The sequence below is a fragment of the Pseudomonas brassicacearum subsp. brassicacearum genome, assembly GCF_008801605.1.
Taxonomy (GTDB): Bacteria; Pseudomonadota; Gammaproteobacteria; order Pseudomonadales; family Pseudomonadaceae; genus Aquipseudomonas; species Aquipseudomonas brassicacearum.
The window spans coordinates 465161-477831 of the sequence record NZ_VZPJ01000004.1 but is presented as its reverse complement, the minus strand read 5'-3'; the positions used below and the strand labels follow the sequence as shown (position 1 = coordinate 477831).

Sequence of the window (12671 nt, the reverse complement as noted above, 5' to 3'; positions counted from 1 at the left end):
TCCTTATTGGCGCTTTGGGTAGAAAGGGCGGGACGAGAAGTCTCCCACGGTCCGTACTGGCTAGAGTCGGAATCGAGCTTTTAGTCCCGCCCACCCCTTCAAGTCTAAACATACAAGCGAGCTTGCTCGCGATAGCGCCCTTCAACCCACCACAAGAACCGCCATTGACAACGATCAAGGCCCGCCACCGCCACAGAATCCACACTGGCCAAAATCCATCGTGGAGATCACCGTCATGCCCCTTTCCCTGGCCAAAATGCGCCGCCAGTACACCCTTGATGGCCTGGATGAAGTCCAGGCCCCCGATGACCCCATGGCGTTGTTCGCGCTCTGGATGCAACAGGCTCGCGACACCGAAAGCCCGCCGGTGGAAGCCAACGCCATGGCCCTGGCGACGGTGGACGAGCAGGGCCGGCCTCACTGTCGGGTGTTGTTGCTCAAGGGCTTCGACGCCCAGGGCTTTTCGTTTTTCGGCAACTATGACAGCGCAAAGGGCCAGAACCTGGCGGCCAATCCCTGGGCGGCCATGACGTTTTTCTGGCCGGGTTTGGAGCGGCAAGTCCGCATCGAAGGGCCGGTCGACAAACTCGATCCGGCGTTATCGGATGCCTATTTCGAATCCCGTTCCGTCGCCAGTCGCCTGGGTGCCTGGGCCTCGCCACAAAGCCGACCACTGGAGGACAGGGCTGCGCTCGAGTCCTTGCTGACGCAAACCGAAAAACGCTTTGCCGATCAACCCGTGCGGCGCCCCGACCATTGGGGAGGCTATTGCCTGCGGCCCGAACGGATGGAGTTCTGGCAAGGCCGCGCCGACCGTTTGCACGATCGCCTCGACTACCGCCTGCAAGACGGCGTCTGGCAGCGCAGTCGCCTGGCGCCTTGAGCGCCGAGGGAGGTACCTCCAAGGAGGAATAGGCCCGGCAACGATTGCGGTTCAGGCTGGGCCATCTTTTCTGACAGGACGGCTGATCATGGCCCATCTGACGCAACGCCTCTTTCAACCGCTGAACATCGCGGTCCTCACCATCAGCGATACCCGAACCTTCGAAACCGACACCTCGGGCCAAACCCTGGCGGACCTGCTGCAAACAGCCGGACACGTGCTCATCGACCGTGGGCTGGTGAAGGACGATATCTACCAGATCCGCGCCCAGGTCTCCCAATGGATCGCCGACCCCAAGGTGCAGGTGGTGTTGATGACCGGCGGCACCGGGTTCACCCCGCGCGACAACACCCCCCAAGCGGTGGCGCCACTGCTGGACAAGCAGGTGGACGGTTTCGGCGAGCTGTTCCGCCAGGTGTCGCTGGCGGAGATCGGCATGTCCACCCTGCAATCGCGCGCCTTGGCGGGCATGAGCAATGGGGTGCTGGTGTGCTGCTTGCCGGGTTCGCCGGGGGCTTGCCGGACCGGTTGGGAGCAGATCCTGGCCGGGCAATTGGACAGCCGCACCGGCCCGTGCAATTTCACTCCGCACCTCAAGCCCCAGGACGGCATCGCCCCGACGGCTTGCGAGACACGCTCGTGAGCGGCCAGGTGTGCGACAGCGGCGTGCTGATGCCGGTGGATGAGGCGATCCGTCATCTGCTCGACCAGGCACCGCCGCCACCGCCCGTGCAACGGGTTGGCCTGGACCAGGCCCTGGCGCGTGTGCTGGCCACTGACATTGTGTGCCCGATGAACCTGCCGGCCTGGGACAACAGCGCGATGGACGGCTATGCCCTGCGGGCCGCTGACCTGCCGGGTGACGGCGGCTACCTGCTGTTGGGCGGGCGGATCGCCGCGGGTGACGAGCCGGGCGAACCGTTGCAGGCGGGGCAGGTCGTGAGGATTTTTACTGGCGCGCCGCTGCCACCGGGGGCCGACACGGTGGTGCCGCAGGAAAGCTGTCGCGTCGATGGCGAGCGGGTCTGGTTGCCGTCGGTCAACGGCGGTGACCATGTTCGCAAGGAAGGCGAGGAACTGCGTCGAGGAGACCGGTTGCTTGAAGCCGGCACGCGTCTGCGCGCCCAGGAGTTGGGTTTGCTCGCCGGTACCGGTGTCGGCCAGGTGGACGTCTATCGCCCCTTGCAAGTGGGTCTGCTCAGCAGCGGCGATGAGCTGCGTGAGCCGGGCGAGCCACTGGCGCCAGGGCAGATCTACAACAGTAATCGCCATAGCCTCGCCGCGCTGTTGCGCGGTTGGGGTGTCGAGGTGCATGACTTCGGGGTCATGCCCGACCAGCTATTGGCCAGCCGACAAGCGTTGCGCCTGGCCGCTGCCGAATGCGATGTACTGATCACCTCGGGCGGTGTCTCGGTGGGTGAAGAGGACCACCTCAAGCACGCCATCGAAGCCTTGGGCAGCATTGACCTCTGGCGCCTGGCCATCCAGCCGGGCAAGCCCCTGGCTTTTGGGGATGTGGAAGGCAAGCCATGGATCGGGCTGCCGGGCAACCCGTCGGCGGCCTTGATTACCGCGCTGATCGTCGTGCGTCCGTTCCTGTTCCGGGCCCAGGGCATGGGCGACGTGTTACCCGTGCCGTTGCAGGTGCCGGCCGGGTTCGACTGGCTCAAGCGCAACCGGCGCCGGCAGTACCTGCGGGCCAGGTTGGTTCCGGATGCCAACGGCCACCTGTGCGTGGAACTGCACCCTCAGCAAAGTTCGGCGATGCTGGCGGCCGCTTGCTGGGCCGATGGGCTGGCGGTGGTGGAGTGTGAGGCGCAACTGCACAAGCACGACAAGGTGCTGTACCTGCCATTCGCCGAGCTGATGCATTGACGGCAATTGATTGCCGTCAAGGTCGCCGGCCGAGGGCTGGCTAGACTGGCGGCGCTTGAGTTTTTCTCATGAGGATGCCCCATGCAACTGGTTTGCCCGGCAGGGAATCTGCCTGCCCTCAAAGCGGCGGTGCGCCAAGGCGCCGATGCCGTCTATGTCGGCTTTCGCGATGACACCAATGCCCGGCACTTCGCCGGGCTGAACATGGACGACAAGCAGTTCGATGCGGCTGTCGCACACATCCGTCAGCACCAACGCAAGCTGTACGTGGCGGTCAATACTTACCCGCAACCCAAGGGCTGGGAACGCTGGCAACGGGCGGTGGACCGCGCCGCCGATTTCGGCGTGGATGCCCTGATCGCCGCCGACCCCGGCGTGCTCAGCTACGCCCGCCAGCGCCATCCACAACTGGCGCTGCATCTGTCGGTACAAGGCTCGGCCACCCACGCGGCGGCCCTGGCTTTTTATGCAGAGCGCTATGACATCCGCCGCGCCGTGCTGCCACGGGTACTGTCCCTGGCCCAGGTGCGCCAGGTGGCGGCGGGCAGTCCGGTGCCGATCGAAGTCTTCGGTTTCGGCAGCCTGTGCATCATGGCTGAAGGTCGTTGCCACTTGTCTTCCTACATCACCGGCGAATCGCCGAACCTGTGTGGCGTCTGCTCGCCCGCCAAGGCGGTGCGCTGGAGCGAGGACGCCCAAGGCCTCAGCGCACGCCTGAGCGAGGTGCTGATCGACCGCTACACGCCCGAAGAGCCGGCCGGTTATCCGACCTTGTGCAAAGGCCGCTTCCTGGTGGGCGGCAAGCGCTTCCATGCGCTGGAAGAACCCACCAGCCTCGACACCCTTGACCTGCTGCCGGAGTTGGCAGCCATCGGCGTCGAAGCGGTGAAGATCGAGGGTCGCCAACGCAGCCCGGCCTACGTTGAACAAGTGACCCGGGTCTGGCGCGCCGCACTGGACGCCCATCAGGCCGCGCCGCAACGGTTCCGGGTGCAGGAAGAATGGCGCCAGGTGCTGGCTGGCTTGTCCGAAGGCAGCCAGACCACCCTGGGTGCCTACCATCGATCATGGCAATGAGGGGAGGCCAGATGAAACTCAGCCTGGGACCGGTCCTGTTTTATTGGGACAAAGCGCAACTGGGGAATTTCTATGCCGAGATGTCGGCATTGCCGCTGGACGTGATTTACCTGGGGGAAACCGTGTGTTCGAAACGCCGGGCGTTTTCCCTGGATCAGTGGCTGGGGTTGGCGCGCGAGCTGCAAGCGTGCAGCCAGGCACAGATTGTGTTGTCGAGCCTGACGCTGATCGAGGCGGCCTCGGAGCTGTCCTCGCTGCGACGCCTGTGTGACAACGGCCAGTTGTTGGTGGAAGCCAATGACATGGGCGCGGTGCAGTTCATGGCCGAACGCAAGCTGCCTTTCGTCGGTGGCCCGGCACTGAACTTGTACAACGGCCACGCCCTGGGGCAATTGCTCGACAGCGGTATGATCCGTTGGGTGCCGCCGGTGGAGTGCTCGGCGGCGCTGATCGGCGATGTGCTGGAGCAGGTGCGGGACATGGACCGCGAGGTGCCCGAGGTGGAGATTTTTGCCTACGGTCATCTGCCCTTGGCGTACTCGGCGCGCTGCTTTACCGCCCGAGCCGAAAACCGCCCCAAGGACGACTGTCAGTTCTGCTGCATCAACTACCCCGACGGCCTTGCGCTGAGCAGTCAGGAAGGCCAACAGCTGTTCACCCTCAACGGCATCCAGACGATGTCCGGCGAGGTGACGAACCTGCTGGCCGATTACAACGCGCTGATGGCCTGCGGCGCCGATGTGCTGCGCCTGAGCCCTCGCGCCCAGGGCATGGCCGAGGTGGTCACGGCCTTCGACAAGGTGCGCCAGGGCGAGGCACCACCGCTGTTCGTGGACGGTTGCAATGGTTACTGGCACGGTCATGCTGGCATGTTGAAGGTAGAGGAGGCGGGCCTGTGTTGAGTCCGAAGAAGTGGGTGCTCAAAGGCGCCGACCGCTTGCTGCCGCTGGTGGGCAAGGTGCCGTTCGTGGTGCAGCGACTGGCGTTGCAGCAGGCGCTCAATCGCTGCCTGGCCGAGCCGCTGCGCGATGGCGGGTTCGATGTGCTGCGTGGGCGATGGTTGTGCCTGCGTGTGCCGGACTTGAAGTTGTGCTGGTACCTGACTTTGGCACGGGATGGATTGCGGATTGCCGAACGGGCCGAGGCCCAGGTCACCATCAGCGGCAACTGGCGTGAGTTTCTGTTACTGGCCAGTCGGCAGGAAGATCCTGACACGTTGTTCTTCCGTCGCCGGTTGGTGATCGAGGGGGATACCGAGTTGGGGCTGGCACTGAAGAATCTGATCGACAGTCTTGATCCGGACGTCCTGCCGCCGTGGCTCTGGCGCAACCTGGAGAGGGCGGGCAAGGGGTTGGCGACGGTCTGATGAAAGCTTCGAACGCGCTTCCCCTGGTGTATTCGTGTTCCGGTTGTTCCAATGTGGCGCAACTGGCCAACACCGTCGCCCTGCGGCTGGACCGTGCGGGTCTGGCGGAGATGTCTTGTATTGTCGGGGTGGGTGGGCATGTGGCGCCGCTGGTTGACAAGGCGCGGTCGGGGCGGCGGATCATTGCGTTGGATGGTTGTCCGTTGCAGTGTGTTCAGGCGTGTCTGCGGCAGCATGATTTGGTGGCGGATGTGCATGTGATTCTGAACCAGCTGGGGTTGCGCAAGCGGTTCGGGGTGGATTGCGGTGAGCCTGAGATGGAGTTGGTGTTTTCGCGGGTAGTGGGGTTGATTGATGCGGGTTAGGGGTGGGTGAATATCCATTTCTTCGGTAACGGCGGCTTATGGTTCCGCCCTTGCGGCGGGTCACTTTTGGAAGAGCCGGGAGCCGGACCAGCCAAAAGTAACCAAAAGCGCTTTGCCCCACCACTTGGTGCCTCGCTTAGGCTCGGCATGCCTGAACGAAGGCATTGCTCCGTGGGCCGCCGCGAAGGGCCATCCATGGCCCACTGCGCAATACCTGCGTTCGGCCATCGTGGTTAACGGGGCGTCCGAGATCAACGTCCATCGCGAGGCGGCCTAACAGCCGACCTGGTTCTTGATGGGACCGCGTTTTTCCTGTGGGAGCGGGCTTGCTCGCGAAAGCGGTGGGTTAGCTCGCGGTGAGGTTGGCTGTGCCGACGTCATCGCGAGCAAGCTCGCTCCCACAGGTTCTTGTGTCGTATGCGGATGCTTTGAATACCCGAAAACCCATGTGGGGAGCGAGCTTGCTCGCGAAAGCGGTGGGTCAGTTTGTGATGATGTTGGATGTGCCGGCCTCTTCGCGAGCAAGCCCGCTCCCACAGGAGGAATGCGGTCCCCATCAAGAACCAGGTCGGCTACTAGGCGGGCATGCCGAGCCTAAGCGAGGCACCAAGTGGTGGGGCGAGAGCGTTTTGCTTACTTTTGACTGGGCCGGCTTCCGGGCTCTTCAAAAGTGAGCCGCCGTAAGGGCTGAACTATAAGTCGCCGTTACCTAAATAACGGATATTCACACAAACCTACTGCTGATAACCCTCAAGCCCATCCTCGGACAAGATACGAATCTGACGCCGCTCCATGGCAATCAACCCCCCATCCACCAACCGATGAAGAATCCGCGAAAACGTCTCCGGCTGAATCCCCAGCTTGGAAGCCACCAGACGCTTGGACACCTGCAACACCAATTGACCATCCCGCGGATCGCGTTCCTGCAGCAGGAAATTGATCACCCGCCGACTGGCACTGGCCAAGGTCAAGTTATCGATGTCCTTGAGGCGCTGGTGCAGATGGATGCTCATGCTCGCCAGGATCGCCAGGCAGACCTTGGGCTGGTCCTCCAGGGCCTTGCGGTAATGGGTACCCTCGATACTCACCAGCACGCTGTCCTTGATTGCCGACGCACTGACCGGATAGCAACGAGCCTCGCTGAACAGCAGGGCCTCGGCGAAGGTCTGTCCGGGCTGGATGATCTCCACCAGGTTCTCCTGGCCCTCACCGGTCACCCGGAACAGCTTGATCTGGCCACTGACCAACAAGAAAAACCGCTTGGCCGGATCGCCCTGGTGCATGAGCGTGCTGTTGCATTCCAGGCGTTTGAGGACGGCCAGGCTGCAGACATCCTCAAAGACCCGCTCCGGCAGTTGGCTGAACAGGTGATGACGACGCAACAGTAAAACGATGGAAGGGTGGGTCAGCATGGCGTACCTCCGCGTGTCGTCATGGTAGAGCCCAAGTCGTCATTGGCCTATGCCTCGGCTGGCCTACCTCGGAAGAGGGATGGGCTGCGCGATCAAGACACAAGTCCTGTGGGGAACGAAATCCAGATCTGCTGCCAATCCCCTGTGGGAGCAAAGCTTGCTCGCGATGGCAGCAGTACATTCAACATTTGCGCAAGCTGAACCACCGCTATCGCGAGCAAGCTTTGCTCCCACAATCGGTGTGTTTTGCTGGGCTAGCCCGCCCCGCGCAAATGCTCCATCGCCCACACCGCGGCTTCGACCCGTGAGCGCAAGCCGAGCTTGTGCAGCAGGTTCTTCACATGCACCTTGACCGTGCCTTCGGTGATGCCCAGCTTGTGCCCGATGACCTTGTTGCTGTAGCCGCCGGCGATGGTCTTGAGGACCTGGCGTTCGCGCTCGGTCAGTTCCACATCGGCCTGGCGCGGTGGCGAGCGCAGCGCCTGGGCCATGACGCGGGTCAGGCCGGGGCTGATCACCAGGGCGCCGTTGAGGGCATCGCGGATGTACTGGATCAGAAGCTCCGGCTCCATGTCCTTGAGCAGGTAACCGTTGGCGTCCAGGCGCAAGGCATCGCGGATGTCGTCCTCGGCATCGGACACGGTGAACAGCAGCACCTTGCCGGTGTAGTGCATGGCGCGCAGCCGACGCAGGGTCTCGATGCCGTTCATCTGCGGCATGTTGTTGTCCAGCAGCACCAGGTCGGGCTTGAGCGGTTCGATCAGGGTCAGGGCTTCTTCGCCGTGGCTGGCTTCGCCAACGATCTGCAAATCGTCTTCGAGCTCAAGCATCTGACGAATGCCGCGACGCATCATCGGATGATCGTCGACCAGTAGCAGGGTGTGGCGCAGGGGGGCGTTCATGTTGCGAGGCCTTCGGTGTGTTGGCCCAGGAATTCCGGTTGGAAATGCACCTGGATGCGGGTGCCCTGGGGTGTTCGGGAGAGAATCTGCAGTTGGCCGCGCAGGCTGCGGGCCCGTTCGTTCATGATGTTCAGGCCATGGTGTTCGCGCTGGTCGACCTCGCCGCTGAAGCCGCGGCCATCGTCTTCGATCGACAGCCGCACGGTCTCGCCTTCCTGGCGCAGTTCGAGCCAGGCGTTTTCGGCATGGGCATGGCGCAGGCAGTTGGACAGCGCCTCACGGGTGATCTGCAGGATGTGGATCTGCTCGCTGGCCGACAGCTCGAAGGCCAGGGTGTCGACGAACAGATGCACCTTGAAGTCCCCTCGGTTGGAGAATTCCTCGGCGGTGTCCTTGAGCTCTTCGACCAGGCCATCGTCGTGGATCTGCAAGCGGAAGGTGGTCAGCAACTCGCGCAACTGGCGATAAGCATTGTTGAGCCCTTCACGCAGTTCACCAGTGACGGTCTCCAGGGTCTGCACCGGTTCGCCCCGACGCATCAGGGTCTGCATGCGGCTGACTTGCAGCTTCATGTACGACAAGGCCTGGGCCAGTGAATCGTGGAGCTCGCGGGCAATGATCGTGCGCTCATCGAGCAGCAGCAGGCGATGGTCCTGTTCGCGCTGGCGCTTGAGCGACAGCGACGTACCAATCAGGTTGGCGAGGGCCTGGATCAATGCGGTTTCCCAGGGCTGCGCGGCGTGGCCGTCGACAAAATGAGCCTTGAGCTCACCCAGTTCGTTGCCCTGGTTGCTGATGCTGAAGGCTTGCGGGCGTGCCGCGTTGCGTTTATGGCAACTGGCGCAATCGCTGCTGGCGCAGACCTGGCGGCTGTCGGCGCCATGCAACGCCAGCAGGTGCCTGGCCGGTGATTGCAATTGCCCTTGCAGGCACAGCGTCAGGCGCAGGCCCGGCAGGCGCTGTTGGAAGCGCCGGATCAATTCATCCAGCCCTTCGGCATTGGCCTGTCGCGTCGCCAGGCTGCGACTGCTCTGGTACAGCAGCTCCAGGGCGGCGTTGGCCTGTTGCAGGTTCAGGGTCTTTTGCCGGACCTGGTTTTCCAGGGTGCGGTGCGATTGCTCGATGGTCTCGGCCATGGTGTTGAAACTGGTCGCCAACTGGCCCAGTTCATCTTCGGACTGGTGATTGACTCGCACCTGGAATTCGCCACGGCGAAAGCGCTGGGTGGCGTCCACCAACTCCTGCAAGGGCGTGACCACGCCGTACTGCAATTCATACAGGCCGATCAGCAGGATGATCATGGTGCTGAACAGCGCCGCGCCCTGGATCACCTGCTGCCAGCCTTGCTTGTGCTCGCTCTGGCGCTGCAGCAGGGTAACGAACCGGTCCAACTGGTTGACGAAGGCATTGGCATTGGCCTGGAAAAACGCCGAGTCGCCACGCTCGATGGCCGGGCGCAAAGTCTGGTTCCAGCGTTGCACAAGGTCGCGATAGCTCTTGTGCAGGGAGGTTTCCGGCCCATCTTCCAGCACGGCGCGCAGGGCAGGACTGTCGAGGCGTTGTTGCAGGCTGGCGATGATCGCCGGGACGTCGTCGTTGGCCCCCGCCGCCAGTTTCCAGCTCAGGTGGTAGGTCTCCATGCGCACGGAGCCGGCGGTGTTGATGGCGGCAGCGTCGCCCTGGCTGAACCAGGCGATCAACCCGGCACTCAAGGAACTGGCCAGGGCCAGGATGGCGATCAGGATCACCGCCAGCCCGGCGCGAGCGGGCAGGGAACTGCGCAGCCAACGCATCATCGACGCGGGCCTGCGGGGCAAAACTGTGAACCGAGCATAGGGGGCGCCCTGGACCTGGGGGTGTAGCAGCCAATCCTGGGCGCACTACCTCTAAAGAGTTGTCGGCCGCTCCATTTCCATAAAAGCTTCGGCAGACTTGATCAAGGTATTGATAAATAAAGGGTTGTATCAATATCCGGGTCTACCTCCTTGGAGGTAGACGGGCCAAGCATAGGCCTGGACCGCCCCGGCACACGTTGACCCAAGTCAAGTTTTCGCGGGGTTCGTATCACTAGGCTGCGCTCAATCGAACTGACGGAGTGCATCGTGATGCGAGCGCAAGTGCAACAAGGGCTGGTACTAGGGATGAGTACCCTGGCCTTCACCGTGTGCTTCATGGTCTGGATGATGTTTGCCGTGCTGGGGGTTCCGATCAAGGAACTGCTGGCCCTCAATGAAACCCAGTTTGGCCTGCTGGCCGCTACGCCGGTGTTGACCGGTTCGCTGGTGCGCTTGCCCCTGGGGCTTCTGACCGACCGCTTTGGCGGACGGATCGTGTTCTTCCTGCTGATGCTGGCCTGCGTATTGCCGCTGTACCTGATCACCCTCGCCACGGCCTTCTGGCAGTTCCTGGTACTGGGCCTGTTCGTCGGCCTGGCCGGTGGCTCGTTCTCGGTGGGCATCGCCTACGTCGCCAAATGGTTCGACAAGCAGAACCAGGGTTTTGCCATGGGCGTCTTCGGCGCCGGCAACGCCGGTGCGGCAGTGACCAAGTTCCTCGCCCCGGCGTTGATCGCGTTCGGCACCTGGCACCTGGTGCCGAAAGTGTTCAGCGCCATCCTGTTCATCACCGCGCTGTTGTTCTGGTTTCTCACCACCGAGAAAAAGGAACACAGCGGCACCGGCGGCGCGACGTTGCGCGAGCAATTGAAAACCCTGAAAGAGCCGGCCGTGTGGCGCTACTGCCAGTACTACTCGATCGTGTTCGGCGGCTACGTGGCACTGGCCTTGTGGATGACCAAGTACTACGTGCAGGAATACGGCTTCAGCCTGCAAAGCGCGGCGCTGCTGGCGGCGTGTTTCTCCTTGCCCGGTGGCGTGTTGCGGGCGGTCGGTGGCTGGATGTCCGACCGCTGGGGCGCCCAGAGCGTGACCTGGTGGGTGTTGTGGGTCAGCTGGATCTGCCTGTTCCTGCTCTCCTATCCCCAGACTCAACTGCAAGTGCAGACCGTCAACGGCATCGTCGATTTCCACATTGGTCTCAGCCCCACGCTGTTCACCGTGCTGCTGTTCGTGATGGGCATTGCCTTCGCGTTCGGCAAGGCCTCGGTCTTCAAATACATCGCCAACGACTACCCGAAAAACATGGGCGCGGTGTCCGGCATCGTCGGCCTGGCCGGCGGCCTGGGCGGGTTCGTGCTGCCGATCATGTTCGGCGCCCTGGTGGACCTCACCGGCGTGCGCTCGTCCTGCTTCATGTTGATGTACGGCGTGGTCTGGGTCTCCCTGGCCTGGATGTACTTCAGCGAAATGCGCAAGCGCCCGCTGCTGGGTAAACAGCCGCCGGCCACTCAATCCCCGTTTTCCAGCATTGCCCAAGGAGAAGAACATGTCCGTTCTGCAAACGCCTGAAAAGGGCCCGGTCATTCATGACTGGCGCCCGGAAGACCCTGCTTTCTGGGGCAGTAGCGGCAAACTGACCGCCCGGCGCAACCTGTGGATTTCCATCCCGGCGCTGCTGTTGGCCTTCGCGGTGTGGATGGTCTGGAGCACGGTGATCGTGCGCCTGAATGCCATCGGTTTCAGCTTCAGCACCGACCAGCTGTTCTGGCTGGCGGCATTGCCGGGGCTGTCCGGCGCGACCTTGCGCATCTTCTACTCGTTCATGGTGCCGATCTTCGGCGGACGCCGCTGGACCGCGCTGAGCACGGCGTCGTTGCTGATACCGGCTTTGTGGATGGGCTTCGCCGTGCAGGATTCGGCCACGCCCTACAGCGTGTTTGTGCTGATCGCGTTGCTTTGCGGTTTTGGTGGCGGCAACTTCGCCTCGAGCATGTCCAACATCAGCTTCTTCTACCCCAAGTCCCAGCAGGGCACTGCCCTGGGCCTGAACGCCGGGCTGGGCAACCTGGGCGTGTCGGTGATGCAGTTCAGCGTGCCGCTGGTGATCTCCTTCGGCGTGTTCGGCTTCATGGGCGGCCAGCCACAGGTGTTGGCCGACGGCAGCTCGCTGTGGCTGCAGAACGCCGGTTTCATCTGGGTGCCGTTCATCCTCGCCATCACCGTGATCGCCTGGTTCGGCATGAACGACCTGTCCAGCGCTCGCGCCTCGTTCAGCGAACAGGCGGTGATCTTCAAGCGCAAGCACAACTGGCTGATGTGCTGGCTGTACCTGGCCACCTTCGGTTCGTTCATTGGTTTCTCCGCCGCCTTCCCGCTGCTGATCAAGACCTCGTTCCCGGAAGTCATCGCCCTGAAATTCGCTTTCCTCGGCCCGCTGGTGGGCGCGCTGGTACGGCCGCTGGGCGGCTGGCTGGCGGACAAGCTCGGTGGCGCGAAGGTCACCTTGTGGAACTTCGTGTTGATGATCGTGATGGTGTTCGGCGTCCTGCACTTTCTTCCGCAGAACGGCCAGGGCGGCAGCTTCTACGGCTTCCTGGGCATGTTCATGTTGCTGTTCATCACCACTGGCGTGGGCAACGGTTCGACCTTCCGCATGATCCCGGTGATCTTCCGCACCCTGCATGAAAAAGCCGCCCTGGGCAAAAAGCCCGAGCTGCGTGAACAAGCGATCAAGAACGCCGGCAAGGAATCGGCCGCCGTGCTGGGTTTCAGCTCGGCCATGGGCGCCTTCGGAGCCTTCTTCATTCCCAAATCATTCGGCACTTCGATGGCCCTGACCGGCGGCCCGGAGATGGCCTTCTACATGTTCGTCGGCTTCTACCTGAGCTGCATCGTGGTGACCTGGTGGTGGTATGCCCGCAAGGGCGCCGCGACACCTTGCTAAGCCGAACCT

Annotated in this window: 12 protein-coding genes; 9 read left to right on the top strand and 3 right to left on the bottom strand. The window is 62.8% G+C overall.

Annotation, left to right across the window (positions count from 1 at the left end):
* Window positions 1–235: 235 nt before the first annotated feature.
* The 7 genes from pdxH to F7R20_RS13175 all read left to right on the top strand — a co-directional run bounded on the left by pdxH (window position 236) and on the right by F7R20_RS13175 (window position 5566).
* Window positions 236–883: a pyridoxamine 5'-phosphate oxidase gene (pdxH, locus tag F7R20_RS13205; protein WP_027911924.1), complete on the top strand. Its 648-nt coding sequence runs from the start codon at window positions 236–238 to the stop codon at window positions 881–883.
* Between the two features lie 88 nt (window positions 884–971).
* A complete protein-coding gene (gene moaB / locus F7R20_RS13200) occupies window positions 972–1526 on the top strand; it encodes a molybdenum cofactor biosynthesis protein B (RefSeq protein WP_003202476.1) in 555 nt (184 codons plus the stop codon).
* Window positions 1523–2758, top strand: coding sequence for a molybdopterin molybdotransferase MoeA (locus F7R20_RS13195; protein ID WP_003202475.1), 1236 nt, complete (start codon window positions 1523–1525; stop codon window positions 2756–2758). The genes moaB and F7R20_RS13195 overlap by 4 nt, the downstream gene beginning before the upstream one ends.
* An 81-nt stretch (window positions 2759–2839) precedes the next feature.
* Window positions 2840–3835, top strand: coding sequence for a ubiquinone anaerobic biosynthesis protein UbiU (ubiU, locus tag F7R20_RS13190; RefSeq protein WP_003202473.1), 996 nt, complete (start codon window positions 2840–2842; stop codon window positions 3833–3835).
* Window positions 3836–3846: 11 nt separating this feature from the next.
* Window positions 3847–4737, top strand: a complete 891-nt coding sequence (locus F7R20_RS13185; RefSeq protein ID WP_003202470.1) for a U32 family peptidase — start codon at window positions 3847–3849, stop codon at window positions 4735–4737.
* The gene (gene ubiT, locus F7R20_RS13180; RefSeq protein WP_003202468.1) at window positions 4731–5201 is read left to right on the top strand and encodes a ubiquinone anaerobic biosynthesis accessory factor UbiT; all 471 of its coding nucleotides are present in this window, start codon (window positions 4731–4733) and stop codon (window positions 5199–5201) included. The genes F7R20_RS13185 and ubiT overlap by 7 nt, the downstream gene beginning before the upstream one ends.
* On the top strand, window positions 5201–5566 hold the full coding sequence (locus F7R20_RS13175; RefSeq protein ID WP_003202466.1) for a putative zinc-binding protein: 366 nt from the start codon (window positions 5201–5203) through the stop codon (window positions 5564–5566). The genes ubiT and F7R20_RS13175 overlap by 1 nt, the downstream gene beginning before the upstream one ends.
* Before the next feature lie 734 nt (window positions 5567–6300).
* Here F7R20_RS13175 and F7R20_RS13155 read toward each other — a convergent pair.
* The 3 genes from F7R20_RS13155 to F7R20_RS13145 all read right to left on the bottom strand — a co-directional run bounded on the left by F7R20_RS13155 (window position 6301) and on the right by F7R20_RS13145 (window position 9676).
* Window positions 6301–6978, bottom strand: a complete 678-nt coding sequence (locus F7R20_RS13155; protein ID WP_003202464.1) for a Crp/Fnr family transcriptional regulator — start codon at window positions 6976–6978, stop codon at window positions 6301–6303.
* A 254-nt stretch (window positions 6979–7232) separates the two neighbouring features.
* Window positions 7233–7880: a two-component system response regulator NarL gene (narL, locus tag F7R20_RS13150; protein ID WP_003202460.1), complete on the bottom strand. Its 648-nt coding sequence runs from the start codon at window positions 7878–7880 to the stop codon at window positions 7233–7235.
* On the bottom strand, window positions 7877–9676 hold the full coding sequence (locus F7R20_RS13145) for a HAMP domain-containing protein (RefSeq protein ID WP_003202457.1): 1800 nt from the start codon (window positions 9674–9676) through the stop codon (window positions 7877–7879). The genes narL and F7R20_RS13145 overlap by 4 nt, the downstream gene beginning before the upstream one ends.
* A gap of 309 nt (window positions 9677–9985) precedes the next feature.
* Here F7R20_RS13145 and F7R20_RS13140 point away from each other — a divergent pair, with 309 nt between their 5' ends.
* Window positions 9986–11287, top strand: coding sequence for an MFS transporter (locus tag F7R20_RS13140; RefSeq protein WP_003202455.1), 1302 nt, complete (start codon window positions 9986–9988; stop codon window positions 11285–11287).
* Window positions 11265–12662 (top strand): NarK family nitrate/nitrite MFS transporter, encoded by a 1398-nt coding sequence (locus tag F7R20_RS13135; protein WP_003202453.1) that lies wholly within the window; start codon window positions 11265–11267, stop codon window positions 12660–12662. The genes F7R20_RS13140 and F7R20_RS13135 overlap by 23 nt, the downstream gene beginning before the upstream one ends.
* Window positions 12663–12671: the final 9 nt, after the last annotated feature.

Bases quoted from the DNA above. Each gene is read 5' to 3' on its own strand.
- F7R20_RS13135 (WP_003202453.1), top strand. From the start codon at position 11,265: ATGTCCGTTCTGCAAACGCCTGAAAAGGGCCCGGTCATTCATGACTGG.
- F7R20_RS13175 (WP_003202466.1), top strand. From the start codon at position 5,201: ATGAAAGCTTCGAACGCGCTTCCCCTGGTGTATTCGTGTTCCGGTTGT.
- ubiU (WP_003202473.1), top strand. From the start codon at position 2,840: ATGCAACTGGTTTGCCCGGCAGGGAATCTGCCTGCCCTCAAAGCGGCG.
- F7R20_RS13140 (WP_003202455.1), top strand. From the start codon at position 9,986: ATGCGAGCGCAAGTGCAACAAGGGCTGGTACTAGGGATGAGTACCCTG.
- moaB (WP_003202476.1), top strand. From the start codon at position 972: ATGGCCCATCTGACGCAACGCCTCTTTCAACCGCTGAACATCGCGGTC.
- F7R20_RS13185 (WP_003202470.1), top strand. From the start codon at position 3,847: ATGAAACTCAGCCTGGGACCGGTCCTGTTTTATTGGGACAAAGCGCAA.
- F7R20_RS13155 (WP_003202464.1), bottom strand. From the start codon at position 6,978: ATGCTGACCCACCCTTCCATCGTTTTACTGTTGCGTCGTCATCACCTG.
- narL (WP_003202460.1), bottom strand. From the start codon at position 7,880: ATGAACGCCCCCCTGCGCCACACCCTGCTACTGGTCGACGATCATCCG.
- pdxH (WP_027911924.1), top strand. From the start codon at position 236: ATGCCCCTTTCCCTGGCCAAAATGCGCCGCCAGTACACCCTTGATGGC.
- F7R20_RS13145 (WP_003202457.1), bottom strand. From the start codon at position 9,676: ATGATGCGTTGGCTGCGCAGTTCCCTGCCCGCTCGCGCCGGGCTGGCG.